We start from the raw sequence: 25,882 nt of genomic DNA on the forward strand, positions 1-25,882 counted from the left end.
GGTCAGTCGTCCTTCGGGTCGTTCAGGGCGTCCAGCGAACGGCGCAGGATCTCGATCACGAGGTCCGCGCCCGCCCGCATCGGGTTGATGCGTACGGTCCAGTCGGCCAGCTCGGGGGAGTCGTCCAGCGCGGAGCTGGACATCCGGTAGAAGAGCGGGGCGATCTCGTAGCGCGAGTTGGAGCCGACGGGGTACGGGGCCGCGCCGAACCGGGCGGCGACGGCGGGCAGTTCCTTGGCCACCGGCCGGTCGAGGCGGACCAGCAGGCACCGGTCCTGGGCGTTGGCGAGCCGCACCTCGGCGACCCCGGCCACCTCGCCGGCCGCCAGCCGGTCCGCGACCTCGGCCCCGACCCGCGACTGCACGGACCACATGACCGGTACGTGGGTGAGCGCGCGCAGCGCGTCCAGCGCCTGGTGGCCCTGGACCTGGCCGCCGCCGGAGTAGTTGTCGCGCCGGACGCGCTCGACCAGGTCGCGGGCGCCGACGACGATCCCGACCCCCTCCGGGCCGTGCAGCTTGAACAGCGAGAAGCACGAGGCGTCGGCGCCCAGCTCCACCCCGGCGGCGGGGGTGCGCATGACGGCGTAGTTGTCGTCGACGATCGTGCGGACACCGGCCGCCCGGCAGGCCGCCAGGACCGCGCCGGGGTCGTAGGAGTCCGCGAGCCGCTGGCGGGTGTGCTGGACGTAGGCCCAGCGGAAGCGGCCCGACTCCAGTGCCGTACGCAGTTCGTCCGGGTCGTTGAAGTCGGCCTCGACGGTCTCCACGCCGATGCCGCGCAGGGTGACCTCGGTGGTGCGGTAGACGGGCGCGCGGTGGATCAGCAGCGGGTCGCCCGCCCGCACGGCGGCGTTCAGGGCGGCCCGGATCGCCCCCGTGCCGGCGCCCTGGACGAAGGCGGCGTCCTCGGCGCCGAAGAAGTCGGCGAGGACGGCTTCGACACGGGCGGTGGTGCGGGGGCGGCCGAGACCGGGGACGACCCCGGCGTCGGAGGCGAAGAGCTGCGGGCCCTCGAAGTGCCGGGCGGTGGCCTCGATCAGCCGGAACTGCCGGGCGACGGCGTCGGACAGCTCCACCGTCGGCAGCGGGAACGTCTCGGGGAGTGCGGGACTCATGGTCAGATCTCCTCCACGCTCGCGCCGGTGAGGAAGCGCAGCGGGTTGCGGCGGGTCATCAGGTCGATCAGGTCCTCGTCCACACCGGCCGCGCGGGCCTTGGGCAGGAAGCCGCGGAAGAGGTGCCCGTAGCCCTGGCCGCCCTCGGTGGTCAGATAGCCGTGGCGGGAGATGTCGCAGCTGAGCAGCGCCCGGTCGGCGTGGCCGGCCTCCAGGAGGGCGAGCAGCAGCCGGAGCCGGGTGTCGTCGCTCTGGTAGCCGTCCTTGCCGACCGTGTCGAAGGCGACGTACGCGCCGCTCGCCGCCAGCTCCTTGTGCACCGCCGGGTCGTCGAGCAGGTCCTGGTGGCCGATGCTGATCCGGTGCGGCTCCAGGCCCTCGGCGGTGAGCAGGTCCAGCTGGGCGAGGCCGCCGCGGCCGAGCTGCGCGTGGGTGGCGACGGAGAGCCCGGTGGTGACGGCGGCCCGCGCACTGGCGCGCAGCACCTTGGTCTCGGACGCCGTCGGGATGTCTCCGTGGCTGCCGATCTCGCCGAGGACGCCGGGCCGGACGCCGGTGGTGCCGATCCCGCCGTCGATCTCGCGGACGAGGGTCCCGGTGAGCTGTTCGACGCTGCTGTCGTCGATCTCGGGGGTGTGGAACGGCTCGTAGTACCAGCCGGTCGCGGCGACGACGGCGACCTGGGAGTCCCGGGCGATCCGGGCCAGGGCGCGCACATCGCGGCCCATGCCGCGGCAGGTCAGTTCGACGACCAGGGACAGCCCGAACTCCTCGCGGAGTCCGGCCAGCTCCGCGGTGACGGCGGCGGCGTGCCGCCCGGGGGTGAGGACGGCGGCGCCGTCGCCCCGGTGGTCCAGGTCCAGGACCAGGTGTTCGTGGGCGAGGGCGGGGCCGCGTACGGAGTCGGGGGAGAGGTCTCCGAGGACGGTACGGAGAACGGGGTCGGTGCGGGGGGTGGCGCTGTTCATCGTGGGGGGGGTCCTTCCTGGCGGTGGCGTACCTGATCCGGACCGGGCGTCAGCCCTTGACCGGGGTGAACAGATCGAGCCAGTACAGGAGGTTGAGGAGGATGCCGCCGACGATCACGGCCGCCGGGGCCGCGGCCATCCGGACGATCGGCCGGCCCATCGCCTCGTTCAGCAGGTAGAGCCCGCCGACCACGAGGATGCCGAGCCCGCCGCCCATCGCGTTGGCGGCCATCAGCGAACCGAAGAGGATCGCCAGCTGGAGGGTGTCGCTGATCGCGCTGCGCAGGTGCTCCGAGGAGTCGCGGACGCTGGGCAGCTTGCCGAGGAGCTTGCCGATGTAGGAGAGGGCCAGCACCTCGATGGCGAAGACGAGGGCGCCGACGATCGCGGCGACGAACGGGTTCGGCAGCAGGTAGCCGATGGGGTACACGAGGGTGAAGCCGGCGATGCCGTACGCGCCGGAGGCCAGCGCGGTCGTCGCGATCAGCGGGATGAACCCGAAGACCCGGTAGAAGTCGACCTGGGCGGCTTCGGCGTACTGCCCCTTGGCGATCAGGAAGCTGGTCGCCTCACCGCCACCGAATATGTGCATCTGGGCGAGCACACAGACCCCGGCCCCCAGCACCATGAACAGGGGGAGGTACTTGCGCAGCCGTGCCGCGCTGGCGCTGAAGAGCGAGGCCATCGGATCGTCGTCGAGGACGACCTCGGTGACGCCCGCCGCCTTGTCGGCCCTGCGCTGGCCCAGGTCCTTGGCGACGGCGAGGCCGATGAGCATCAGCACGCCGACGGCCATCGCCAGGGCTCCGGCGAACATGTTCGGCCAGAGCTTCATGGTCATGACGACCAGGGCGAACTCCAGGACACCGGCGATGCCGCCCCATGCGCGGCCGAACTGCTTGGTGATGGCCAGCACCGGGAAGAGCGTGAAGAGGAAGAGGATCGGCGTCGACATCTGCTGCATCGCGGTGATGAAGTCGACCGGCAGGTCGTGCGCCACGTTGTTGGCGCCGTTCAGCCCGAAGACGACGACCGCGCCCCAGGCACCGCCGAGGATCGGCGCGAGCCACTTCTTCGGCGACAGCATGCCGAGGATGTCCGTGGGCAGGAAGAGGAGCCACGGGTTCAGCACACCGGTGGAGAGGGCCATCGGCGCGCCGAGTCCGAAGATGAACCCGGCCGAGAGACCGAAAGAGACCGCCGTCGTGGCGCTGCGGGTGGTGCGCCCCTGGATGAAGTCCAGGAGGAACGGTCGTACGCCGTCGTTGAAGACGGCCAGCGCCATGTGCGAGATGTACGCGGTCAGCGCACAGAGGGCTATCACGGTCAGCTGCTGCGCCAGCGAGAAATCGAGGCCGGCGCCGGCTGCGAGTGTGGTACTCACGGGGTCACTCCTTCGTGCCCGGGATGATCAAGAAAAGTGGCTGGGGTCAGCCGCGGGCGGCGATGGCGCGCGCCATGAGGGGAGCGATGGTGTCGATCTGGTCCATCGAGAAGCCGAAGACCTTCTTGCCCTCGGCGAGCAGGGCGGTGATCTGCTCCTCGGTGGGGACGCTGCGGCCGAAGGTGTGGCAGGCGGCGTTGCCCATCAGACCCACGAGCACGCCGAGCGAGGCACCGGCTCCCGTGTGGCAGGTGCCCAGGTAGTAGTCGGCCTGTCCCATGCGGAGCTTCATCGCGGCGTCCATGTCGCTGGAGGCGACGACGTCGATGCCGTCGATGCCCAGCTTCTTGATGGTGTCGGTGACCTCGATCTTGCCGACGCCGCCGGTGAGGATCTTCGTCATGGCTGTCCTTCTTCCGTGGGGTGGTGCGGCCGGGGACGGTCCCGGCCGGGGGAGCGGGGTGGGTCAGGGGGCGGGGGTGGCGGGGGACTGCTGGGCCAGGACCGCGAGGTGCATGCCGAGGAAATTGACCTCGGACTCCGGCAGCGCGGAGCCGAGGTCCCGCTCGGCGCGGGCGGAGACGGCGCGGGCGCGGGCCACGGCGTCGGGGTGCCCGGCCAGTTCCGCGGCGACCTGGTCGTCGGTGAGGAACTGCTCGATGGGCTCGCCGTTCAGGAGCCTGGTGAGCGCCATCATCAGATGGCTGGTGAGCATGCCGGCGGTCGCTTCGGTGACGGTGCGGCCGTCCGCTTCGAGGGCGGCCAGCTCGGCGGCGACGAAGTCGGCCACTTCGGGCCTGACCTGTCCGCCTTCACGGAAGAGCTGGATCCGCAGAGCGAGCTGGTCGTCCATGGTGATCCTCCTAAAATCAACAATAACCAGGATTCTGTATTTTGAAGGTGGCGAAGGTCCCCCGGTTTCAGGACCTTCGGCCCCCGTCCCGCCGGAGCGCGGCGGGACGGTCTGTCAGTACGAGGGCACGCGCTCGCCCCTGAGTACTTCGTTCTGGAGCGAGGTGATCAGGGAGAGGTCGAGCGAGTCCCGGACGGCGGCCAGGGCCTTCGTCCCGTCGGTCCGGCCGATGATGGCCGCGCTGGAGTTGCGCAGGGCCAGTTCGCGGGTGACCTCGTCGCCCAGCGGGAGCACATCGACGCCGAGCCCGATCCGGTCCTGTGCCTCGTCGAGGTTCCACACGGTGGCGTCGACCTCGTCGCGGGCGAAGAGGTCGCGCAGCTGCATGTACGAGGCCTCGCGCCACCGGACGTCCTCGCGCCCGGCGAAGACCCGCTCGACGAGCATCCGCAGGTCCTCCGACGCATGGTCGACCGCGACCCGCAGGCCGGGGGAGTCCAGGTCGACGCCATGGCGTACGAGCATGCCGTGCGCGCCGACATAGGTGGCCGGGCCGAGATCCGCGACGAGCTCCACCGGGTGCTCGGAGATCAGCTGGTCGGCCGCGAAGCGGGAGAGGACGACCAGGTCGACCTTTCCTTCGAGCAGTGCGGCGGTACGGGCTCCGGCGCCACGCATGAACGTGATCGCGAAGGGGGCGCCGGCCTCCTCGAAGGCGCTGCGCAGCCCGGTCGCCAGGCCCTCGTACCGCCGGGAGTACGGCAGGGGCATCGCGGCGAGCAGTGTCCCGAGGCCGGAGAGCCGCCAGAGTATGGAGCGGTCCGAGCGGACGAGGAAGGTGCCGAGGTGTCCCCGGGCGGTCGTCTCGATGGCGCCCGATTCCTCCAGGAGCTGCAACGCGGCCTGGACCGTGCCGTTGCCGCAGCCCAGCTCCTGGGCGTAGTCGCGAACGCGGGGCAGCCGGGTGTCCGGCTCGTGGTTGAGCAGCAGAACCGCGAGCTGCCGGGCGGCGAGGCCGTTTCGCGTGAGGAATCGGTCATCGAAGGCGTTCACGAAACGAACAGTAAACAGGATTCTGGATATTGGCAAGGAGTTCACCCCGCGGGCGTGGTGGGCCGCGGCGCGGAGCCCGTTTTCCTTTCGCCCCCACCGTGACCCGTCATGTCCCTCCATGGGGCCACTGAGACGCCCCTCCAGAGGCTTTGGTGTGATTTCTCCCCTAATGTCGCCATCAGTGGCCGTCGGCAGAGGAGCACGAGTGACCAACCCCGTACCTCCGCGCGATCGGACGGACCAGCCATGGCGCTCCGAGGGCGCGCCCCCGCCCCAGCCGCCCGGCCGCAAGATGCCCGGCGGCTGGGGCGGGCTGCTCCTGACCGCCCTGGCCGTCTATCTGATCGCCAACCTGGTGCTGTCCTTCTTCAACGGTGAGGACGAGCCGACCATCGCGTACACCGAATTCAGCAAGCAGGTCACCGCGGGGAACGTCTCCAAGATCTACTCCAAGGGCGACGCGATCCAGGGACAGCTCAAGAAGGAGGCCAAGGTCCCCGGCAAGGACGACAAGTACACCAAGTTCACCACCCAGCGGCCCGCCTTCGCCGACGACGACCTCTGGGCCGAGCTGACCAAGGACGATGTCACCGTCACCGCCGAACCGGTCGTCCAGCAGCGCAGTTTCCTGGCCAACCTGCTGATCTCGCTCGCCCCGATGCTGCTGCTCGTCCTGCTCTGGGTCTTCATCGCCCGGCGGATGCGCGGCGGGCCCGGCGGCGGCCTGGGCGGACTCGGACGCAAGCCCCCGCCCAAGCCGGTCGAGCTCGAAGGGCGCAAGCGCACCACCTTCGAGGACGTGGCAGGGATCGACGAGGTCGAGGGCGAGCTCAACGATGTCGTCGACTTCCTCAAGAACCCCCAGGAGTACGCGAAGATGGGCGCCCGGATGCCCGGCGGTGTCCTGCTCGCCGGTCCGCCCGGCACCGGCAAGACACTCCTGGCCCGAGCCGTGGCGGGTGAGGCCGGGGTGCCGTTCTTCTCCGCGTCCGCCTCCGAGTTCATCGAGATGATCGTGGGCGTCGGCGCCGGCCGGGTGCGCGAACTCTTCGCCGAGGCCCGCAAGGTCGCCCCCGCCATCATCTTCATCGACGAGATCGACACCATCGGCCGGGCGCGCGGCGGCGGCTCCGGCATGGGCGGCCACGACGAGCGCGAACAGACCCTCAATCAGATCCTCACCGAGATGGACGGCTTCTCCGGCTCCGAGGGCGTCGTCGTGCTCGCCGCCACCAACCGCGCCGACGTCCTGGACCCCGCCCTCACCCGGCCCGGCCGCTTCGACCGGATCGTGCAGGTCAGCCCGCCGGACAAGGGCGGCCGGGAGGCGATTCTCAGGATCCACACCCGGCAGATCCCGCTCGCCGGGGACGTCGACCTGCCCCAGGTCGCCCGGATCACCCCCGGCATGACGGGCGCCGACCTCGCCAACCTGGCCAACGAGGCCGCCCTGCTCGCCGTCAAACGCAAGCAGACCGAGGTCAGCCAGTCCGACCTGTCCGACGCCCTGGAGAAGGTCCAGCTCGGCGCCGAGCGTCCGCTCGTCATGCCCGACGAGGAGCGCCGCAGGACCGCCTACCACGAGAGCGGTCACGCACTCCTCGGCATGCTCCAGCCCGGCGCCGACCCGGTCCGCAAGATCACCATCGTGCCGCGCGGGCGCGCCCTCGGCGTCACCCTCTCCACCCCGGACGTCGACAAGTACGCGTACACGGAGGAGTATCTGCGCGGCCGGATCATCGGTGCCCTCGGCGGGATGGCGGCCGAACACGTGGTGTACGACGTGATCACCACCGGTGCGGAGAGCGACCTGGAGCAGGTCACCTCCCTGGCCCGGGGCATGGTCGGCCGCTGGGGGATGAGCGACCGGGTCGGCCGTCTCACCGCCATCCCCGCCGACCCCCAGCAGGCCTACGGTCTCTCCGCGGCGCCGGCCACCCTCGACGCCGTCGACGCCGAGATGCGCCGCATCGTCGACGAGTGCTACGAGGACGCCTGCCGTCTCCTGCGCGAGAACCGCGACAAGCTCGACTCACTGGCCGAGGCGCTGATGGCGAACGAGACCCTGGACGAGGCGGCGGCCTACCGGGCGGCCGGCATCACCCGGCTGGACAAGCCGGGCGGCGGCGCCTCCTGACGGTGCGCCGGGGGCGCGTACGCGTCCTGTGCCCGCCGGCCGCACCGTTCACCGGACGGCCGGGGTCCTCACCGGGTGGTCAGGCCAGGCACACGAGATAGCGGAACACGTTCGGCATCCACACGGTGCCGTCCGGCCGCTGATACGGACGCAGCGCCTGAGCCATCTCCTTCTCCACCGGGGCGCGGTCCGCCGTCCGCACCGCCGCGTCGAACAGGCCGGTCGACAGCAGCCCGCGCACCGCGCTGTCCAGGTCCGCGTACCCGAACGGGCACGACACCCGGCCGGAGCCGTCCGGCCTCAGCCCGGCCCGCGCGGCCACCTCCTCCAGATCGTCCCGCCGGGCGCCCCGCCAGCCGTCCGCGGGCCCGCCGCGCGCCGGACCGGCACCGGCCCGCCGTGAAGCCGCCCGCAGCACCGCGGCGGTGGCGCACCGCTCGGGCGGTCCCCAGTCGGTCAGCACCACCCGGGCCCCCCGCACCGCCAGCGGCAGGGCGGACTCCAGCGCGGGGGCGAGCCCCTCGGCGTCACCGGCCACGCACCCGATCGGGTGGAACGCGGTGATCAGGTTGTACGGTCCGCCCACGGCCGGCCGGGCCGCACACCCCGCCGCCGGACCGCCGGGCGGCCCGGTGACGTGCCCCGGATCGGGCAGCAGCCGCTCGCGGGCCGGCGCGAGCCGTTCCCGGCCGGTGCCGACGCCGGTGACCCGTGCCCCGCGGGACGCGGCGATCAGCAGGGCGAGCCCGGAGCCGCGGCCGAGGGAGAGCAGCCGTGTGGCGGCCCCGACCTCCAGCCGTTCGTACACCGCCTCGTACAGCGGCGCCAGCATCCGCTCCTGGATCCCGGCCCGGTCACGGGCACGGGTGCCGGCGTCCAGCGGGAGGGACGGATCGGCGTACGGATCCGTGTGCCGGTGAAGCCGGTGATGCCGGACGAGCGTCGGTGTCATGGAATGCGCCCCAATCCGCAGAGAGGCCGGTCATGCCCGGGTGACAGTCCCCCGTGTACGTGCGCCCGCGGTTCCCGTGTGTCGGGGAACCGCGCATCCGCGGCCCCGTCGAGGTTCGAAGGGGGTGCGACGGGTTCAGCGGCGATGCTCGTGTGCCCGGTCGTGCGCCCCCGCGCGTGGCACGTTGCTGCGTCCCGCTCCTGGGTCCCAGTCTTACCCGAGCCGCCGGGCGCGGCACGTCGGGGAGGCCGCCCCGGAAACCCGTACGGGCGTCGCCGGCCGACGAAGCGCTGGTGGGCGGCCCGCCGCGCGCACCGCAGGGCGGCCCGGTGCCAAGGGTGGCGATCCGCCGGGTAATGTCGCACGCGGCGGCAGTGTTCCGCGCCCGTCGGTACGCCGGGGCGCACCAGGTGCTACGTACCACCTTGTTGTGAGCTGTGCGCCTTCTCCGCAGATCTGCGCACCCGCCCTCGTCCGGACGCATCAAGGGCAACTGACTGGTACGTGCAAATTATTTGGGATGCCCCGGAATAGGAACACCGGGGCACTCAGGCTCGTTGTCACGACGTGAGCACGACACCACCTGTACTTGCCGCAGAGCTGGCACAGGCGTGGGCCGACATTCAGCGGTACCACCCCGAGCTGCCCGATCTTGCCGCGCCCGAGTCCCTGATCGGAGAGTCGTCGTCCGCCTGTGGCGCCGAGCTCTCCTTCGAACGACTGCTCCATGAGGCAGTCCATGGCATCGCCGCCGCGAGAGGTGTCCGAGACACCTCCCGGGCCGGCCGCTACCACAACCGACGTTTCCTCGCGATCGCCGAGGAGCTGGGCCTCGATCATGCCGAGGAGCCCCACCCCAGCAGCGGATTCTCGCTCGTCACGCTGAATCCGGAGGCCAAGCGCCGGTACCGTCCGACGACCGAACGGCTGCAGCGCGCCCTCAAGGCGCACACCGTGGCCACCGCCGCCGACACCAAGCGCTCCTTCCGCGGGCCCGCCGCCCGGCACGGCTCCTCCGGGGGCGGCGTCCGGGTCAAGGCCGTCTGCGACTGCGGACGCAACGTCCGTGTCGTTCCCTCGGTCCTCGCCCAGGCGCCGATCGTCTGCGGCGGCTGCGGAAAGCCCTTCCAGATCCCGGAAGCGGCGGTCGCGGTGGGGTGAGGCGATGTGGTGTGGCACAATGGCTAGCTGTACTCGACAGCCGCATAGGACCCCTCTCTCCTCCGGCTGACGCGTCCGTCGGGCACCCGAGTACCGCAACCCCACGTGGCATCTTCGTTGTGCCCAACCACGTCAAGACCAGGAGACACCACTTCCGTGGCAGTCAAGATCAAGCTGAAGCGTCTGGGCAAGATCCGTTCGCCTCACTACCGCATCGTCGTCGCCGACTCCCGTACCCGCCGTGACGGCCGGGCCATCGAGGAGATCGGCCTGTACCACCCGGTGCAGAACCCGTCGCGCATCGAGGTCAACTCGGAGCGTGCGCAGTACTGGCTGTCCGTCGGCGCCCAGCCGACCGAGCCGGTTCTCGCGATCCTGAAGCTCACCGGTGACTGGCAGGCCCACAAGGGTCTCCCGGCCCCGGCGCCGCTGCTGCAGCCCGAGCCCAAGGCTGACAAGCGCGCTCTGTTCGAGGCCCTGTCCTCGGACGGCGACGAGGCCAAGGGTGAGGCCATCACTCAGAAGGCCAAGAAGTCCGACAAGAAGGCGGACGAGGCGGCTGACGCTGCCGCGTCCACCGAGTCGACCGAGGCCTGAGCATGCTCGAGGAGGCTCTCGAGCACCTCGTGAAGGGCATCGTCGACAACCCCGACGACGTGCAGGTGGCCTCGCGCACCCTGCGCCGTGGGCGCGTGCTGGAGGTCCGGGTCCACCCCGATGACCTCGGCAAGGTGATCGGCCGCAACGGCCGCACCGCTCGCGCTCTGCGTACCGTCGTGGGCGCCATCGGTGGCCGTGGTATCCGTGTCGACCTCGTCGATGTGGACCAGGTTCGCTGAAAGAGTTGAACACCGGCCAGGGCCGGGGAGGGCTTTCGAGCCGTCCCCGGCCTTTGTCGTCCGTCACCATCTACTTCTACGTCCGTACACCATCAATCGGAGAAGCAGCGTGCAGTTGGTAGTTGCGCGGATCGGCCGCGCCCACGGCATCAAGGGCGAGGTCACCGTCGAGGTACGTACGGACGAGCCCGAGCTGCGGCTCGGGCCCGGGGCCGTCCTGGCCACCGATCCGGCCGCGACGGGGCCGCTGACGATCGAGACCGGCCGGGTGCACAGCGGCAGGCTGCTGCTGCGCTTCGAGGGCGTGCGGGACCGTACGGCCGCCGAGGCCCTGCGCAACACCCTCCTGATCGCCGAAGTGGACCCGGCGCAACTCCCCGAGGACCCCGAGGAGTTCTACGACCACCAGCTGATGGACCTCGATGTCGTCCTCGCCGACGGCACCGAGGTCGGGCGGATCACGGAGATCACCCACCTGCCCTCGCAGGACCTGTTCATCGTCGAGCGCCCGGACGGCAGCGAGGTGATGATCCCGTTCGTGGAGGAGATCGTCACCGAGATCGACCTCGACGAGCAGCGCGCGGTCATCACCCCGCCTCCCGGCCTCATCGACGAGAGCCAGGCCGTGGTGGCCTCCGCCCGCGACGACGAGGCGGACGGCGCCGGTGCGGCGGACGGCGCGGGCGAGGCGCCGAAGGGTGACGCGTAATGCGGCTCGACGTCGTCACGATCTTCCCCGAGTACCTGGAACCGCTGAACGTGTCGCTCGTCGGCAAGGCCCGCGCCCGCGGCCGGCTCGACGTACACGTGCATGATCTGCGCGGCTGGACGTACGACCGGCACAACACGGTGGACGACACCCCGTACGGCGGCGGACCCGGCATGGTCATGAAGACCGAGCCGTGGGGCGAGGCACTGGACGAGGCACTGGCGGACGGGTACGAGGCGGGGGCGGGATCCCCCGTGCTCGTCGTCCCGACCCCCAGCGGCCGGCCGTTCACCCAGGAACTGGCCGTCGAGCTCTCCGAGCGGCCCTGGCTGATCTTCACTCCGGCCCGCTACGAGGGCATCGACCGCCGGGTGATGGACGAGTACGCCACCCGGATACCGGTCATCGAGGTGTCGATCGGTGATTACGTCCTGGCCGGCGGGGAAGCGGCAGTCCTGGTCATCACGGAGGCGGTGGCCCGGCTGCTGCCCGGGGTGCTCGGGAACGCGGAGTCGCACCGCGACGACTCGTTCGCCCCCGGCGCCATGGCCAATCTGCTGGAGGGGCCGGTCTACACCAAGCCGCCCGAGTGGCGCGGCCGGGGCATCCCGGACGTCCTGCTCAGCGGTCATCACGGCAGGATCGCGCGCTGGCGGCGGGACGAGGCCTTCGCCCGTACCGCCCTGCACCGGCCCGACCTCATCGAGCGCTGCGAGGCGAGCGGCTTCGACAAGAAGGACCGCGAGATCCTCTCGATCCTGGGCTGGTCACCGGAGCCGGGCGGCCGATTTTGGCGCAGGCCCCCGGCCGTGGAAGAATAGGCCGCTGCTGTACGTCCGGTGTGCGCCCCTGCCACAGGGGGAATGACGCCCGCCCGACGCGATCAGCACTCCGAACTCCTTACGATCTCCCGTCGATGACCTGTGGCATCGGCGAAGAAAGCAGACAAAATGGCTTCCCTGCTCGATGGCGTCAACGCCGCCTCCCTGCGTACGGACGTTCCGTCCTTCCGCCCCGGTGACACCGTCAACGTCCACGTGCGCGTGATCGAGGGCAACCGCTCCCGTATCCAGCAGTTCAAGGGTGTTGTCATCCGCCGCCAGGGCTCGGGCGTCAGCGAGACCTTCACGGTCCGCAAGGTCTCCTTCAGCGTCGGCGTCGAGCGCACCTTCCCGGTGCACAGCCCGATCTTCGAGAAGATCGAGCTCGTCACCCGCGGTGACGTCCGTCGCGCCAAGCTGTACTTCCTCCGTGAGCTGCGCGGCAAGGCCGCGAAGATCAAGGAGAAGCGCGACAACTGAGCTGACGCACGCGTCCACGGCGCGGCCGGATAGGCTTCGGCCGCGATGGACACGGAAGCACAGCACACGGAGCGCGATCTCTCCTCCGGACCCGGGAACGGGCCGGAGGAGGGGTCGCGCTTCTCGCGTATCCAGGACCGCTCCGCCCCGCCGATGTCCTGGCGCCGGGCAGTCGCCCTGGGGGCCCTCTGCACGGTCGTCCTGCTGCTGTTCAGCGCGTATGTGATCCAGCCCTTCCTGATCCCCAGCGGCTCCATGGAGCCCACCCTGCGGGTCGGGGACCGGGTGCTCGTCAACAAACTGGCGTACCGCTTCGGCTCCGGGCCGGAGCGCGGCGACGTGGTGGTGTTCGACGGGACCGGCTCCTTCGTCCAGGAGAACGCCGAGGAGAACGCCGTGGCCGGGCTGCTGCGCGGCGCGGCCGCGTCCCTGGGGCTGACCGAACCCGCCGCGACCGACTTCGTGAAGCGTGTGGTGGGTGTGGGGGGCGACCGTGTGGTCTGCTGCGACAAGCAGGGACGGATCGAGGTGAACGGCCGACCGCTGGACGAGCGGTATGTGCACCCCGGGGACGTGCCTTCCCAGGTGCCCTTCGACATCGTCGTGCCGATGGGCACCCTGTGGATGATGGGCGACCACCGCGGCAGTTCGCGCGACTCCAGGGACCACCTGGGGCAGCCCGGCGGCGGCATGGTCCCCGTCGACATGGTGATCGGGCGGGTCGACTGGCTGGGCTGGCCGCTGGGGCGGCTGGGGTCACTGCCGGGCACCGACGCCTTCGCAGGGGTGCCGGAGCCTGCCGGAGCCCATGGGTAACCGGGGACGCGGGCGTGGCGCGCCGGACGGGGGCAGCGGGCCGCCGGGCGGGAGCGCCGCGGCCGGGCAGACCGCTCCGCGCTCGCCGCGGACCCGGGCCGAGCGCCGGAGGCTCGCCCGCAAGGTCCAACGGCGGCGGCGCGGGTCGGCGGCGTTGGAGATCCCCGTGCTCGTCGTGGTGGCCCTGCTGATCGCCCTGGTGCTGAAGACCTTCCTGGTGCAGGCCTTCGTGATCCCTTCGGGATCGATGGAACAGACCATCCGGATCGGCGACCGCGTGCTCGTGGACAAGCTCACCCCCTGGTTCGGGTCGAAGCCGCAGCGCGGCGATGTCGTGGTCTTCAGGGACCCCGGCGGCTGGCTGAACGCGGAGCGGGCGGACACGGACGGGAAGGACGCCCCCATCGGCGTCAAACAGGTCATGGAGCTGCTGACCTTCATCGGACTGCTGCCGTCCGACGACGAGCAGGATCTGATCAAGCGGGTCATCGCGGTCGGCGGCGACACGGTGAAGTGCTGCGGCGAGGACGGCAGGGTCAGTGTCAACGGCGTCCCTCTGGACGAGCCCTATCTGCATCCCGGCAATGAGCCATCGACTGTCCAATTCGAGGTAAAGGTTCCGGTCGGCCGGATCTTCGTGATGGGGGACCACCGGTCCGATTCCGCGGATTCGCGCTTCCACCTCGACGACGTGGGCAGGGGCACGGTGTCCGAGGACGAGGTCGTGGGACGGGCCGTCGTGATCGCCTGGCCGTTCGGCCACTGGCGCACCCTGGAGGAACGCGAGACCTTCGCCGCGGTCCCGGATGCGCGTGCCGGGGCGGCGGCGTTGCCCCCCATGTCGAATAGTGTGTCCCCCCAGGATCGATACGCGATGGTCCGGCTCCCGACCCCTGCGGAACTCCCGCTCGTTATGGGAGTGGTGGGCCTGCACCGAACCGGGCGCGGGCAGTGGCACGGATTGAGGAGTGGATGTGGGGGATTTGGCGGTCGGCGCACGATCCGGACACGACGAACCCGAGGACCGGCCGGAGCACGCCGAGTCTTCCGGGGAGGCCGCGGCGGGCCGGGCGGAGGGTGACGCCGGCTCCGCGGGCAGCGGTGGCAGGGCTCCGAAGAAGCCGCGTTCCTTCTGGAAGGAACTGCCGCTGCTCATCGGTATCGCGCTCGTCCTGGCCCTGCTGATCAAGACCTTCCTGGTGCAGGCGTTCTCGATCCCCTCGGATTCCATGCAGAACACACTGCAGCGGGGTGACCGGGTGCTGGTCGACAAGCTGACCCCGTGGTTCGGCTCGGAGCCGGAGCGCGGCGAGGTCGTGGTGTTCCACGACCCGGGCGGCTGGCTGGAGGACACCGTGACACCGGAGCCCAACGCGGTGCAGAAGTTCCTCAGCTTCATCGGCCTGATGCCGTCGGCCGAGGAGAAGGATCTGATCAAGCGGGTCATCGCGGTCGGCGGCGACACGGTGGAGTGCAAGAAGAACGGACCGGTGACGGTCAACGGGAAGGCACTGGACGAGAAGTCGTTCATCTTCCCGGGGAACACTCCGTGCAACGACGAGCCGTTCGGGCCGATCCATGTGCCCGAGGGCCGGATCTGGGTGATGGGCGACCACCGTCAGAACTCGCTGGACTCCCGGTACCACCAGGAGCTTCCCGGTCAGGGCACGGTCTCCACGGACGAGGTCGTCGGCCGCGCGGTCGTCGTGGCCTGGCCCATCAACCGCTGGGCGACGCTGCCGGTTCCCAAGACGTTCGACCAGCCCGGTCTGAACGCGGCGGTCGCCATGGCTCCCGGAGCACTGGGTGTGGCCGGAGCGCTTCCCCTCGTGCTGTGGCGCCGCAAGAGGCTGACCAGCGGGCGTACCGCCGGGTAGGGTGCCGACTCGGATCAGCGATTGCCGATCTCCGATGGGGGAGCGCTGGGATGAGCGGAATGGGACGTACGGGCGACGGCCGCGGCCGGCTCGGCAGTGTGCTGTCGGGCCTGGCCGTGGCCGTCGGCTGTGTGCTCTTCCTCGGCGGATTCGCCTGGGGAGCGGTGGTGTACAAGCCGTACACGGTGCCGACGGACTCGATGTCCCCGACGGTGAACGCCGGGGACCGGGTGCTCGCGCAGCGCGTGGACGGCGCCGACGTGCGGCGCGGGGACGTGGTGGTGTTCACCGATCCGGCCTGGGGCGCCGTGCCGATGGTGAAGCGGGTCGTCGGCGTCGGCGGCGACAAGGTGGCCTGCTGCGACAAGGGCGGCCGGCTGACGGTCAACGGCATCCCCGTTGAGGAACCGTATCTGCGGGCGTACGACGGTACGGCGGGCTCGGCTGCGGGCACTCCGGCCTCGCCGCAGGGCTTCACCGCCGAGGTGCCCAAGGGCCAGATCTTCCTCCTCGGGGACGAGCGGGCCGGCTCATTGGACTCCCGGGTCCACCTCGACGACCCGGGACAGGGCTCCGTCCCCCTCGGCGCGGTCGAGGCCCGGGTGGACGCGGTCGCCTGGCCGATGGACGGCATGATCGGACGGCCGGGGTCGTTCGCGGCCCTGCCGGGCGGGGTGTCCGCCGACGGGCCGCTGAAGCTCCAGCTCGGGGTGGTCCTGGCGGGCCTGGTGCTCATCCTGGGCGGCAGCGCGTACGGGCCGGTCGCGGCCCGCTCCGCACGCCGGAAGCAGCACTCACCGGCGGGCGCCGGTGTCTGAGGAGAGCGGTGGCCCCGCGATCACGGGGGAGACCCGCAAGGTCGCGCGGGTGGTGCTGCTGGACCCCGAGGACCGCATCCTGCTGATGCACGGCTACGAGCCGGACGACCCCGCGGACACCTGGTGGTTCACACCCGGCGGCGGCCTGGAGGGCGACGAGACCCGGGAGCAGGCCGCGCGGCGCGAGCTGGCCGAGGAGACCGGGATCACGGACATCGAGCTGGGCCCGGTGCTCTGGCGGCGGACCTGCTCCTTCCCGTTCGACGGGCGGCGCTGGAACCAGGACGAGTGGTACTTCCTGGCCCGCACCGCGCAGACCGCCACCGACCCGCAGGGCCTCACCGACCTGGAGCGGCGCAGCGTCGCCGGTCTGAGGTGGTGGACTTCCGCCGAACTGCTCGCGGCGCGTGAGACGGTGTACCCGACCAGACTCGCCGAGCTGCTGCGCACGCTCCTCGACGAGGGTCCCCCACGTGCTCCGCTCGTTCTGGCCCCCGAAATCGTCTAATCGTCCAGGGGTGCCAGGGGCTGACGCACAATAGGGGGACGCACGGCTGAAGGGGAACATGCCATGAGCGCCGAGGACCTCGAAAAGTACGAGACCGAGATGGAGCTGAAGCTCTACCGGGAGTACCGCGATGTCGTCGGTCTGTTCAAATATGTGATCGAGACCGAACGGCGCTTCTACCTCACCAATGACTACGAGATGCAGGTGCACTCGGTCCAGGGTGAGGTTTTCTTCGAAGTATCCATGGCGGATGCCTGGGTGTGGGACATGTACCGGCCCGCGAGATTCGTCAAGCAGGTCCGGGTGCTGACCTTCAAGGACGTCAACATCGAGGAGCTCAACAAGAGCGATCTCGAACTTCCGGGCGGCTGATCCACGGACCGGTCACCCGTACGGGTGACCGGGATATCCACATTCGCGGAGTTGTCCACCGGAAATCACCAAGATCCACACGTCTGGGCCGGACGCGTCAGAGTCGGTGCCGGAGGTGGTGCCGAATGAACGCACGGGGGGCACTCGGGCGGTACGGCGAGGATTTGGCGGCACGGCTGCTGACCGAAGCCGGAATGGCGGTCCTGCAGCGCAACTGGCGCTGTCGCGCCGGAGAGATCGACATCGTCGCCAGGGACGGTGACGCACTGGTCATCTGCGAGGTGAAGACCCGCAGGTCCGGGGTTTTCGAACACCCCATGGCGGCCGTCACACCGGTCAAGGCGGACCGGCTGCGACGGCTCGCCGAGATCTGGCTGGACGGCCACGGCGGGCCGCCGGACGGCGGGGTCCGGATCGACCTGGTCGGAGTGGTCGTGCCCAGGCGCGGAGCCCCCGTCACCGAACATGTGCGCGGGGTGTCCTGATGGGATTCGCGCGAGCGTGTTCGGTGGCGCTGGTGGGCGTCGAAGGGGTGGTGGTGGAGGTCCAGGCCGACCTGGAGCCGGGCGTGGCGGCCTTCGCCCTGGTGGGACTGCCGGACAAGAGCCTGGTGGAGAGCCGCGACCGGGTCAGGGCCGCCGTGGTCAACTCCGGGGCCGAGTGGCCGCAGAAGAAGCTCACGGTGGGACTCTCCCCGGCGTCCGTGCCCAAAGGGGGTTCGGGGTTCGATCTCGCTGTGGCCTGTGCGGTGCTCGGCGCGGCCGAGCGGATCGATCCGGCTGCCATCGCCGACGTGGTGATGATCGGGGAGCTGGGGCTGGACGGCCGGGTGCGCCCCGTGCGCGGGGTGCTGCCCGCCGTGCTCGCCGCGGCCGAGGCGGGGTATCACCACGTCGTCGTTCCCGAGCAGACCGCCGGTGAGGCGGCCCTGGTGCCGGGGGTCTCGGTCCTCGGCGTACGGAGCCTGCGCCAGCTGATCGCGGTACTGGCAGATGAACCCGTCCCCGAGGAGCCGGCCGACGAACAGGGCCGTCCCGACGCGATGCTGGCGGGACTGATGATGCCGGGCGCCGGGGTGGGCACCGGCCTGGCCCCGCTCCGTGCGCGGGGCGAGGGCCACCGGCCCGACCTGGCGGACGTCGCGGGGCAGGCCCGTCCCCGCAAGGCCCTTGAGGTGGCCGCGGCGGGCGGACACCATCTGCTGCTCTCCGGGCCCCCGGGGGCCGGGAAGACGATGCTGGCCGAACGGCTGCCGGCGATCCTGCCTCCGCTGACCCGGCAGGAATCCCTCGAAGTGACGGCGATCCATTCGGTGGCGGGAATCCTCCCACCGGGTGAACCCCTGGTCACCAGGGCGCCGTACTGCGCGCCGCACCACTCGGCGACGATGCAGTCACTGGTCGGCGGCGGCAACGGACTGCCCAGGCCCGGAGCGGTCTCGCTGGCTCACCGCGGGGTGCTCTTCCTGGACGAGGCGCCGGAGTATTCCGGCAAGGTGCTCGACGCGCTGCGCCAGCCTCTGGAGTCCGGCCATGTGGTGGTCGCGCGGGCGGCCGGGGTGGTGCGGCTGCCCGCCAGATTCCTGATGCTGCTCGCCGCGAACCCGTGTCCCTGCGGCCGGCACACGCTCAGCGGCACGGGCTGCGAATGCCCGCCCTCCCTGGTGCGCCGCTATCAGGCGAGACTGTCCGGGCCACTGCTGGACCGGGTGGACCTGCGGGTCGAGGTGGAGCCCGTCAGCCGTGCCGACCTCATGGGGCGCGGGGGCCGGGGCGAGTCGACGGCCGAGGTCGCCGTACGCGTACGGGAAGCCAGGGCGCGGGCCGCCGAGCGGCTCGCGGGCACGCCCTGGACCACCAACAGCGAGGTACCGGGTCATGAGCTGCGGACCCGGCTGCTGGCGGCCCCCGGGGCGCTGATGGCGGCGGAGCGGGACATGGAGCGCGGCACGCTCACGGCCCGGGGCCTGGACCGGGTGCTGAGAGTGGCGTGGACGGTGGCGGACCTGCGCGGCGCCGACCGCCCGGACGCCTCCGACATCGCGGTGGCACTGGAACTGCGCACGGGCATCCAGCGCGGGGTGCCGATGGAGGTCGTGTCATCGTGACGGGGCGGCCGGAGACAGCGGGATGCGCGGTGCCGGGAAGCGGGGGGCCGGGAGGCGGAAGCGGCGGCGGCGGGTACGGGCCTGACGGGGGCGACGGGTGCACGGAGGGGGTGCGGCTGGCCAGGGCCGCGTTGACACGGATTCTGGAGCCGGGCGACGAGCGTGCCGGACGCTGGCTGCGGGATTCGGGGCCGGTCGAGCTGGTGCGGAGGCTCACCGCCCCGGACGGCTCGGCCGGGGAGCTGCCGGGCATGACCGCCGCGCGCCTGGGTGGCTACCGTCTGCGTGCCGCCGCGGCCGAGCCCGAGCGGGACCTGGCGGCGGTGGCCGCGCTGGGGGGCCGTTTCATCTGCCCGGGTGACCGGGAGTGGCCCAGCCAGCTCGACGACCTGGGTGACGCCCGGCCGGTCGGGCTCTGGGTGCGCGGGCGTCCCGACCTGCGCCTGTGGGCCCTGCGTTCGGTCGCGGTGGTCGGGGCCAGGGCCTGCACCCCGTACGGGGCCCATATGGCCGCGAGCCTCGGCGCGGGGCTGGCGGAGCGCGGCTGGGTGGTGGTGTCGGGCGCCGCGTTCGGGGTGGACGGGGCGGCCCACCGCGGGGCGCTGAGCGCGGGCGGGGCGACGATGGCGGTGCTGGCCTGCGGGGTCGATGTCGCCTATCCCCGCGGTCATGCCGAGCTGATCGCCCGCATGGTGGAACAGGGGCTGGTCATCGGGGAGTTGCCGCCCTCCGGGCATCCCACGCGCAGCCGGTTCATCCTCCGCAACAGGGTGATCGCCGCACTCACCAGGGGAACCGTCGTGGTGGAGGCCGAATACCGCAGCGGTTCGCTCGTCACCGCCCGCAGCGCCCAGCGCCTCGGCCGCTACACGATGGGGGTGCCCGGCCCGGCGACCAGCGGTCTTTCCGCAGGCGTCCATGAGCTGCTGCGCGGCGAGGGCGTCCTGGTCACCGATGCGTCGGAGGTCGCCGAACTGGTGGGGGACATCGGTGACCTCGCACCGGTCGGACGAGGCCCGGTCCTGCCCCGGGACCTGCTGGACGCGGTCACCGCGAGAGTGCTGGACGCCCTCCCCTACCACGGAACCGTCGACGTGCGTGACGTCGCCCGTGCCGCGGGAGCGTCCGCCGACGAAGCACTCGGGCGACTGTACGAACTGCACTCACTGGGGTTCGTCGAACGCGAGGGCGACGGATGGAGGTTGACCAAGGCGCCGGCATGCAACGGCGACGCGCGGCGAGGCGGTACTTGACCTGGAGCATTCGGGTGAAAAGGTAATGCCGATGACCTCGGCAGTTAATTCAGCGGCGCCTCGGGGGCCGGTGCGCGCGGCGACGGTCCCGGCCGCCGGTCGTGTCCGGCGGCGGAATCGCCGGTGCGAAATCGCACAGCGTCGAACCCGTATCCTGCGCGCACTGCGACGCTTCAGTCACGCTACGCTCACAAGGATTCCGCCCCAGACAAACGTCCCCCAGCACTTCACAGCAGAACGGCTCAAGGCACCACATGCCCCAGCACACCTCCGGGTCTGACCGCGCGGCAGTACCACCGGCTGCGCGTGGCACTGTGCGCCCTTCCGCTCCCGCCTCCCTCGACGAGTTGTGGCGTTCGTACAAGACCACCGGCGACGAGCGCCTGCGGGAGCAGTTGATCCTTCACTACTCGCCACTCGTCAAATACGTCGCGGGCAGGGTCAGCGTGGGGCTGCCGTCCAACGTCGAACAGGCCGACTTCGTCTCCTCCGGAGTCTTCGGACTGATCGACGCCATCGAGAAGTTCGACATCGAACGGGCCATCAAGTTCGAGACGTACGCGATCACCAGGATCCGCGGCGCGATGATCGACGAACTCCGGGCGCTGGACTGGATCCCGCGCTCGGTACGGCAGAAGGCGCGGAACGTGGAACGCGCCTACGCCACCCTGGAGGCCCGGCTGCGCCGCACGCCGTCGGAGGCGGAGGTCGCCTCGGAGATGGGCATCGCGCTGGAGGAACTCCACGCGGTTTTCAGCCAGTTGTCCCTGGCGAACGTGGTGGCCCTGGAGGAGCTGCTGCACGTCGGCGGCGAGGGCGGCGACCGGCTGAGCCTGATGGACACGCTGGAGGACACCGCCGCCGACAACCCGGTGGAGGTCGCCGAGGACCGTGAGCTCAGACGGCTGCTCGCACGTGCCATCAACACGCTCCCCGACCGGGAGAAGACCGTCGTCACCCTCTACTACTACGAGGGCCTCACCCTCGCCGAGATCGGCAATGTCCTCGGGGTCACCGAGAGCCGGGTCAGCCAGATCCACACCAAGTCCGTGCTGCAGCTCCGGGCGAAACTGGCCGACGCCGGGCGCTGAGCGTGCGCTGTCGGCCATCCCGATGGAGGTCGCGCCCTTCCCCCGCACGCGTGCCGCCGTAGAGTGGAAGCGTGCCCAGGATTCGAGCGGCCTCCGTGGCCGAGCACCGGACCATGCAGCGCGGCGCCCTCCTGGACGCCGCGCGCTCGTTGCTGTCCGAGGGCGGTACGGAGGCGTTGACCTTCCCCGCGCTCGCCGAACGCACGGGCCTCGCCCGGTCCTCCGTGTACGAGTACTTCCGTTCCCGCGCGGCCGTGGTCGAGGAGTTGTGCGCCGTCGACTTCCCCGTCTGGGCGGCCGAGGTCGAGAACGCCATGGAGCGTGCCGAGACCCCCGAGGCGAAGATCGAGGCGTATGTGCGCCGGCAGCTCGATCTCGTCGGGGACCGTCGCCACCGCGCGGTCGTCGCGATCTCCGCGAGCGAGCTGGACGCGGGGGCCCGCGAGAAGATCCGGGCCGCGCACGGCGGTCTGATCGCCATGATCGTCGAGGCGCTGGGCGATCTCGGCCATACCCAGCCGAGGCTCGCCGCCATGCTGCTGCAGGGTTCGGTGGACGCGGCCGTGCGCCGTATCGAACTGGGCGTGGCCGAGGAGCCGGGCGTCGTCGCGGACACGGCCGTCGCCATGATCCTGCGCGGTGTACGGGGCTGACCCCCTCCGCGCCCCGCGCCCGAGGCCCGTCCGGGTGCGGTACGCCGAAGACCGGCAGCAGCCGGGAAGGGCCCCGCCGCAGTGCCGAGGGCGGCAGCAGGGACAGCGGATCCAGATAGACGTCCCCGCGCCGCAGCCCCCAGTGCAGACAGCCCGCACGGCAGTGGAACGGCCCCCGCTCCAGCACGGCGACCGGCCGGCCCGCGATCACCTCCTCACCCCGGGCCACCAGCGCCCGCACCGGCTCGTACGTGGTGCGCAGCGGCGGCTCCCCGCTTCCCGCCACCTCGATCGTGAGCACCCCGCGTCCGGCCACCCGCCCCGCGAACGACACCCGGCCGGTGGCCGCGGCCCGGACCCGGGCACCGGGCGGCGCCGCGAGATCGACACCGCGGTGACCCGGTCCGTACGGGCCGGCGGGCGGCTCCCATCCGCGTACGACCGTGGGCCGGCCGGGCAGCGGCCAGACCCGTTCGTCACCCGGGACGGGGACGGGATCCGGGACGGGGACGGGATCCGGCGCGGGAGTGGGATCCGGGACGGGAGCCGGAGCGGGCGCCCGTGCGGGAGCGGAAGCCGGAACCCCGCCCGGACCCGGCCCCGCCGAGGCCCGGCCCGAGGACGGCCCGAGCAGCACCGCCGGCACGACGGCCGCCAGGGCGGCCAGCAGGAGCACGGCCGGCGGTGCGGCCCGTGCCGCCGGCCGCCGGGCCCGGGGGACGGGCGGAGGCCTGGACGCGGGCGGGCTGGAACGAGGAGGTCCGGGTGTGGTGCGCATGCACGGAACGATCCTCCGGCCCGCCCGATCCGGGGGATCATGAACCGTTCCTGTGGACAGCCCGCAGGTTGTGGACATCGCCGTCACCCGGCACTCGGCGGGTCCCGTACACTTCTTGTGGCGATCCGGGTCACCGGGTCGACTTCGCACGCCCCGCCACCTCCCTCTCTTCGGGGGTGGCCGCGCTCCTCGGTCCCTTGTGGCACGGCGCGTAGGGGCGTCAGGCGCGATCGCAATCCTGCGGTCGCGACAACCGAGCACCTCAAGGAGTACGGCCATGGCCGTCGTCACGATGCGGGAGCTGCTGGAAAGCGGCGTCCACTTCGGTCACCAGACCCGTCGCTGGAACCCGAAGATGAAGCGCTTCATCTTCACCGAGCGCAACGGCATCTACATCATCGACCTGCTCCAGTCGCTGTCGTACATCGACCGCGCCTACGAGTTCGTCAAGGAGACCGTCGCCCACGGCGGCTCCATCATGTTCGTGGGTACCAAGAAGCAGGCGCAGGAGGCCATCGCCGAGCAGGCGACGCGCGTCGGCATGCCGTACGTCAACCAGCGTTGGCTCGGCGGCATGCTCACCAACTTCTCCACCGTCTACAAGCGCCTTCAGCGTCTGAAGGAGCTTGAGCTCATCGACTTCGAGGACGTGGCCGCCTCCGGCCTCACCAAGAAGGAGCTCCTGGTCCTCTCGCGCGAGAAGGCCAAGCTGGAGAAGACCCTCGGTGGTATCCGTGAGATGCAGAAGGTGCCCAGCGCCGTCTGGATCGTCGACACCAAGAAGGAGCACATCGCCGTCGGTGAGGCGCGCAAGCTCCACATCCCGGTCGTCGCGATCCTCGACACCAACTGCGACCCCGACGAGGTCGACTACAAGATTCCGGGCAACGACGACGCGATCCGCTCCGTCACCCTGCTCACCCGTGTGATCGCCGACGCCGTCGCCGAGGGCCTCATCGCCCGTTCCGGTGCCGCCACCGGTGACTCGAAGCCGGGCGAGAAGGCCGCCGGCGAGCCGCTCGCCGAGTGGGAGCGCGACCTGCTCGAGGGCGACAAGAAGGACGAGACCGCGGCCGCCGCCGAGGTCCAGACCTCCGCCGAGACCGAGAAGGTCGCGGACGCCGAGCAGACCGACGCCGCCGCCGAGGCACCCGCTGCCGAGGCCGAGGCTCCGGCCGCGGACGCCGAGCAGGCCTGACACCCGTCACGGCTGAAGACGGCGGGGCCGGTGCCACAGGGCACCGTCCCCGCCGTTCACCCGTAGATCTTTCAGACTTCGAGAGAGAAATACAGACTCATGGCGAACTACACCGCCGCTGACGTCAAGAAGCTCCGTGAGCTCACCGGCGCCGGCATGATGGACTGCAAGAAGGCGCTCGACGAGGCCGATGGCAACGTCGACAAGGCCGTCGAGGCGCTCCGTATCAAGGGTCAGAAGGGCGTCGCCAAGCGCGAGGGCCGCTCTGCCGAGAACGGTGCCGTCGTCTCCCTCATCTCCGAGGACAAGACGTCCGGCGTCCTGCTCGAGCTGAAGTGCGAGACGGACTTCGTCGCCAAGGGTGACAAGTTCCAGGCCGTCGCCAACACGCTCGCCGCCCACGTGGCCGCGACCTCCCCGGCCGACATCGCGGCGCTGCTGGCGTCCGAGATCGAGCCCGGCAAGACCGTCCAGGCGTACGTGGACGAGGCCAACGCCAACCTCGGCGAGAAGATCGTCCTGGACCGCTTCGCGCAGTTCACCGGCGACTTCGTCTCCGTGTACATGCACCGCACCATGCCCGACCTGCCGCCGCAGATCGGTGTCCTGGTCGAGCTGGACAAGGCCGACGCCGAGCTGGCCAAGGGCATCGCGCAGCACATCGCCGCGTTCGCCCCGAAGTACCTGTCCCGCGAGGACGTCCCCGCCGAGATCGTCGAGGCCGAGCGCCGCGTCGCCGAGGAGACCACGCGCGCCGAGGGCAAGCCCGAGGCCGCGCTCCCGAAGATCGTCGAGGGTCGTGTCAACGGCTTCTTCAAGGAGGCCACCCTCCTCGGTCAGCCGTACGCGCTGGACGCCAAGAAGTCTGTTCAGAAGGTCCTGGACGAGGCCGGTGTCACCCTGAAGCGCTTCTCGCGCATCAAGGTCGGCATCTGAGTCCGTCCGCGAACAACGGTGGACCCCGATAGGGTCTAGTGCAGTCGACGGCCGCACTCATGCCGGACGACCGCAGATCTGACGAGGAGGCCATTGCCGCTGAGGGACACCAGACCCACCGGCAATGGCCTTCTTCGTATGTGCACGAGGAGAATTTCCATGGACAAGGGCGCGGACGCCACTCAGGGTGACCACAAGCGCGACGACGGCAAGGTTTCCGGACGCTTCATGCTGAAGCTGTCCGGCGAGGCATTCGCCGGTGGCGGAGGCCTCGGTGTCGACCCCGATGTCGTGCACGCCATCGCCCGCGAGATCGCCGCCGTCGTGCGCGACGGCGCGGAGATCGCGGTCGTCATCGGCGGCGGCAACTTCTTCCGTGGTGCCGAGCTCCAGCAGCGCGGCATGGACCGGGCCCGGTCCGACTACATGGGCATGCTCGGCACGGTCATGAACTGCCTGGCACTGCAGGACTTCCTGGAGAAGGAAGGCATCGACTCGCGCGTCCAGACCGCCATCACCATGGGCCAGGTCGCCGAGCCGTACATCCCGCTCCGTGCCGTCCGGCACCTGGAGAAGGGACGCGTCGTCATCTTCGGCGCCGGCATGGGGATGCCGTACTTCTCCACCGACACCACAGCCGCCCAGCGCGCCCTGGAGATCGACGCCGAGGCACTGCTGATGGGCAAGAACGGGGTGGACGGGGTCTACGACTCCGACCCCAAGACCAACCCCGCCGCGGTGAAGTTCGACGCGCTGGAGTACAGCGAGGTGCTCGCCCGCGATCTGAAGATCGCCGACGCCACCGCCATCACCCTGTGCCGTGACAACCAGCTCCCGATCCTCGTCTTCGAGCTGACCGCCGCCGGCAATATCGCCCGTGCCGTCAAGGGTGAGAAGATCGGCACGCTCGTGAGCGACGAGAGCACCCGGGCCTGACGGCCCCAAGGATGGACAACGGCCTGCCGGTCGGACACCGTGCAGGTGAGGACGCGACGCAGGA

The 25,882-nt window shown here is 70.9% G+C and carries 28 protein-coding genes and 1 pseudogene; 21 read left to right on the top strand and 8 right to left on the bottom strand.

Annotated features, from left to right (window positions below; all coding sequences use genetic code 11):
- Positions 1–2: 2 nt before the first annotated feature.
- From ABT170_RS04410 to yhfZ, 6 genes are all read right to left on the bottom strand, one after another.
- Entirely contained in the window at positions 3–1,118 is a 1,116-nt protein-coding gene (locus ABT170_RS04410; RefSeq protein ID WP_329945296.1) for an aminotransferase class V-fold PLP-dependent enzyme, read from the bottom strand.
- A gap of 2 nt (positions 1,119–1,120) precedes the next feature.
- The gene (locus ABT170_RS04415) at positions 1,121–2,086 is read right to left on the bottom strand and encodes a phosphotriesterase family protein (protein ID WP_329945297.1); all 966 of its coding nucleotides are present in this window, start codon (positions 2,084–2,086) and stop codon (positions 1,121–1,123) included.
- A 49-nt stretch (positions 2,087–2,135) separates the two neighbouring features.
- Complete coding sequence (locus ABT170_RS04420; RefSeq protein ID WP_329945298.1) at positions 2,136–3,470, bottom strand: YhfT family protein; 1,335 nt, start codon at positions 3,468–3,470, stop codon at positions 2,136–2,138.
- 46 nt (positions 3,471–3,516) lie between these two features.
- On the bottom strand, positions 3,517–3,873 hold the full coding sequence (locus tag ABT170_RS04425; protein WP_329945299.1) for a DUF2620 domain-containing protein: 357 nt from the start codon (positions 3,871–3,873) through the stop codon (positions 3,517–3,519).
- Positions 3,874–3,936: 63 nt separating this feature from the next.
- On the bottom strand, positions 3,937–4,323 hold the full coding sequence (locus ABT170_RS04430; protein ID WP_329945300.1) for a PRD domain-containing protein: 387 nt from the start codon (positions 4,321–4,323) through the stop codon (positions 3,937–3,939).
- A gap of 114 nt (positions 4,324–4,437) precedes the next feature.
- On the bottom strand, positions 4,438–5,376 hold the full coding sequence (yhfZ, locus tag ABT170_RS04435; protein WP_329945301.1) for a GntR family transcriptional regulator YhfZ: 939 nt from the start codon (positions 5,374–5,376) through the stop codon (positions 4,438–4,440).
- A 205-nt stretch (positions 5,377–5,581) separates the two neighbouring features.
- Between yhfZ and ftsH the strand changes: the two genes are divergently transcribed.
- Positions 5,582–7,513 (top strand): ATP-dependent zinc metalloprotease FtsH, encoded by a 1,932-nt coding sequence (gene ftsH, locus ABT170_RS04440; protein ID WP_329945302.1) that lies wholly within the window; start codon positions 5,582–5,584, stop codon positions 7,511–7,513.
- Positions 7,514–7,592: 79 nt separating this feature from the next.
- Here the strand turns inward: ftsH and ABT170_RS04445 are convergent, their stop codons facing one another.
- A complete protein-coding gene (locus ABT170_RS04445; protein WP_351863986.1) occupies positions 7,593–8,465 on the bottom strand; it encodes a class I SAM-dependent methyltransferase in 873 nt (290 codons plus the stop codon).
- 567 nt (positions 8,466–9,032) lie between these two features.
- On the opposite strand from ABT170_RS04445, the gene ABT170_RS04450 reads away from it, so the two are divergent.
- The 17 genes from ABT170_RS04450 to ABT170_RS04530 all read left to right on the top strand — a co-directional run bounded on the left by ABT170_RS04450 (position 9,033) and on the right by ABT170_RS04530 (position 21,970).
- Positions 9,033–9,626, top strand: coding sequence for a hypothetical protein (locus ABT170_RS04450; protein WP_018509633.1), 594 nt, complete (start codon positions 9,033–9,035; stop codon positions 9,624–9,626).
- Positions 9,627–9,782: 156 nt separating this feature from the next.
- Positions 9,783–10,223 (top strand): 30S ribosomal protein S16, encoded by a 441-nt coding sequence (gene rpsP / locus ABT170_RS04455; RefSeq protein ID WP_073726855.1) that lies wholly within the window; start codon positions 9,783–9,785, stop codon positions 10,221–10,223.
- Positions 10,224–10,225: 2 nt separating this feature from the next.
- On the top strand, positions 10,226–10,465 hold the full coding sequence (locus ABT170_RS04460) for an RNA-binding protein (RefSeq protein WP_003980229.1): 240 nt from the start codon (positions 10,226–10,228) through the stop codon (positions 10,463–10,465).
- 109 nt (positions 10,466–10,574) lie between these two features.
- Complete coding sequence (gene rimM / locus ABT170_RS04465) at positions 10,575–11,174, top strand: ribosome maturation factor RimM (protein ID WP_329945304.1); 600 nt, start codon at positions 10,575–10,577, stop codon at positions 11,172–11,174.
- Positions 11,174–11,995 (top strand): tRNA (guanosine(37)-N1)-methyltransferase TrmD, encoded by an 822-nt coding sequence (gene trmD / locus ABT170_RS04470; protein ID WP_329945305.1) that lies wholly within the window; start codon positions 11,174–11,176, stop codon positions 11,993–11,995. The genes rimM and trmD overlap by 1 nt, the downstream gene beginning before the upstream one ends.
- A 129-nt stretch (positions 11,996–12,124) precedes the next feature.
- Entirely contained in the window at positions 12,125–12,475 is a 351-nt protein-coding gene (gene rplS / locus ABT170_RS04475; RefSeq protein WP_266924312.1) for a 50S ribosomal protein L19, read from the top strand.
- 45 nt (positions 12,476–12,520) lie between these two features.
- The gene (gene lepB, locus ABT170_RS04480) at positions 12,521–13,291 is read left to right on the top strand and encodes a signal peptidase I (RefSeq protein WP_329945306.1); all 771 of its coding nucleotides are present in this window, start codon (positions 12,521–12,523) and stop codon (positions 13,289–13,291) included.
- Complete coding sequence (lepB, locus tag ABT170_RS04485; protein ID WP_329945307.1) at positions 13,284–14,372, top strand: signal peptidase I; 1,089 nt, start codon at positions 13,284–13,286, stop codon at positions 14,370–14,372. The genes lepB (ABT170_RS04480) and lepB (ABT170_RS04485) overlap by 8 nt, the downstream gene beginning before the upstream one ends.
- Entirely contained in the window at positions 14,275–15,168 is an 894-nt protein-coding gene (gene lepB, locus ABT170_RS04490) for a signal peptidase I (protein WP_329945385.1), read from the top strand. The genes lepB (ABT170_RS04485) and lepB (ABT170_RS04490) overlap by 98 nt, the downstream gene beginning before the upstream one ends.
- A 50-nt stretch (positions 15,169–15,218) precedes the next feature.
- Entirely contained in the window at positions 15,219–15,986 is a 768-nt protein-coding gene (gene lepB, locus ABT170_RS04495) for a signal peptidase I (RefSeq protein ID WP_329945308.1), read from the top strand.
- Between the two features lie 19 nt (positions 15,987–16,005).
- On the top strand, positions 16,006–16,494 hold the full coding sequence (locus ABT170_RS04500) for an NUDIX hydrolase (protein WP_329945386.1): 489 nt from the start codon (positions 16,006–16,008) through the stop codon (positions 16,492–16,494).
- 63 nt (positions 16,495–16,557) lie between these two features.
- Positions 16,558–16,866: a DUF2469 domain-containing protein gene (locus ABT170_RS04505; protein ID WP_003965949.1), complete on the top strand. Its 309-nt coding sequence runs from the start codon at positions 16,558–16,560 to the stop codon at positions 16,864–16,866.
- A gap of 125 nt (positions 16,867–16,991) precedes the next feature.
- The gene (locus ABT170_RS04510; RefSeq protein ID WP_329945309.1) at positions 16,992–17,351 is read left to right on the top strand and encodes a YraN family protein; all 360 of its coding nucleotides are present in this window, start codon (positions 16,992–16,994) and stop codon (positions 17,349–17,351) included.
- The gene (locus tag ABT170_RS04515; protein ID WP_351863993.1) at positions 17,351–18,973 is read left to right on the top strand and encodes a YifB family Mg chelatase-like AAA ATPase; all 1,623 of its coding nucleotides are present in this window, start codon (positions 17,351–17,353) and stop codon (positions 18,971–18,973) included. The genes ABT170_RS04510 and ABT170_RS04515 overlap by 1 nt, the downstream gene beginning before the upstream one ends.
- A 140-nt stretch (positions 18,974–19,113) precedes the next feature.
- A complete protein-coding gene (gene dprA / locus ABT170_RS04520; protein ID WP_443034351.1) occupies positions 19,114–20,226 on the top strand; it encodes a DNA-processing protein DprA in 1,113 nt (370 codons plus the stop codon).
- Between the two features lie 254 nt (positions 20,227–20,480).
- Positions 20,481–21,317: an RNA polymerase sigma factor WhiG gene (gene whiG / locus ABT170_RS04525; protein WP_329945312.1), complete on the top strand. Its 837-nt coding sequence runs from the start codon at positions 20,481–20,483 to the stop codon at positions 21,315–21,317.
- A gap of 95 nt (positions 21,318–21,412) precedes the next feature.
- Complete coding sequence (locus tag ABT170_RS04530) at positions 21,413–21,970, top strand: TetR/AcrR family transcriptional regulator (RefSeq protein WP_266927836.1); 558 nt, start codon at positions 21,413–21,415, stop codon at positions 21,968–21,970.
- Here ABT170_RS04530 and ABT170_RS04535 read toward each other — a convergent pair.
- A pseudogene (locus ABT170_RS04535) lies at positions 21,924–22,748 on the bottom strand (murein hydrolase activator EnvC family protein); the annotation flags it as partial. The gene ABT170_RS04530 and the pseudogene ABT170_RS04535 overlap by 47 nt on opposite strands.
- A gap of 277 nt (positions 22,749–23,025) precedes the next feature.
- Between ABT170_RS04535 and rpsB the strand changes: the two are divergent.
- The 3 genes from rpsB to pyrH all read left to right on the top strand — a co-directional run bounded on the left by rpsB (position 23,026) and on the right by pyrH (position 25,818).
- Positions 23,026–23,946 carry a 30S ribosomal protein S2 gene (gene rpsB / locus ABT170_RS04540; RefSeq protein WP_266924330.1) on the top strand — a complete coding sequence of 307 codons (921 nt, stop codon included), beginning with the start codon at positions 23,026–23,028 and terminating at the stop codon, positions 23,944–23,946.
- A gap of 99 nt (positions 23,947–24,045) precedes the next feature.
- Positions 24,046–24,882: a translation elongation factor Ts gene (tsf, locus tag ABT170_RS04545; RefSeq protein ID WP_266924332.1), complete on the top strand. Its 837-nt coding sequence runs from the start codon at positions 24,046–24,048 to the stop codon at positions 24,880–24,882.
- 159 nt (positions 24,883–25,041) lie between these two features.
- Positions 25,042–25,818: a UMP kinase gene (gene pyrH, locus ABT170_RS04550; RefSeq protein WP_351863998.1), complete on the top strand. Its 777-nt coding sequence runs from the start codon at positions 25,042–25,044 to the stop codon at positions 25,816–25,818.
- Positions 25,819–25,882: the final 64 nt, after the last annotated feature.

This window comes from Streptomyces sp. NPDC001787 (assembly GCF_040297465.1).
GTDB lineage: Bacteria > Actinomycetota > Actinomycetes > Streptomycetales > Streptomycetaceae > Streptomyces.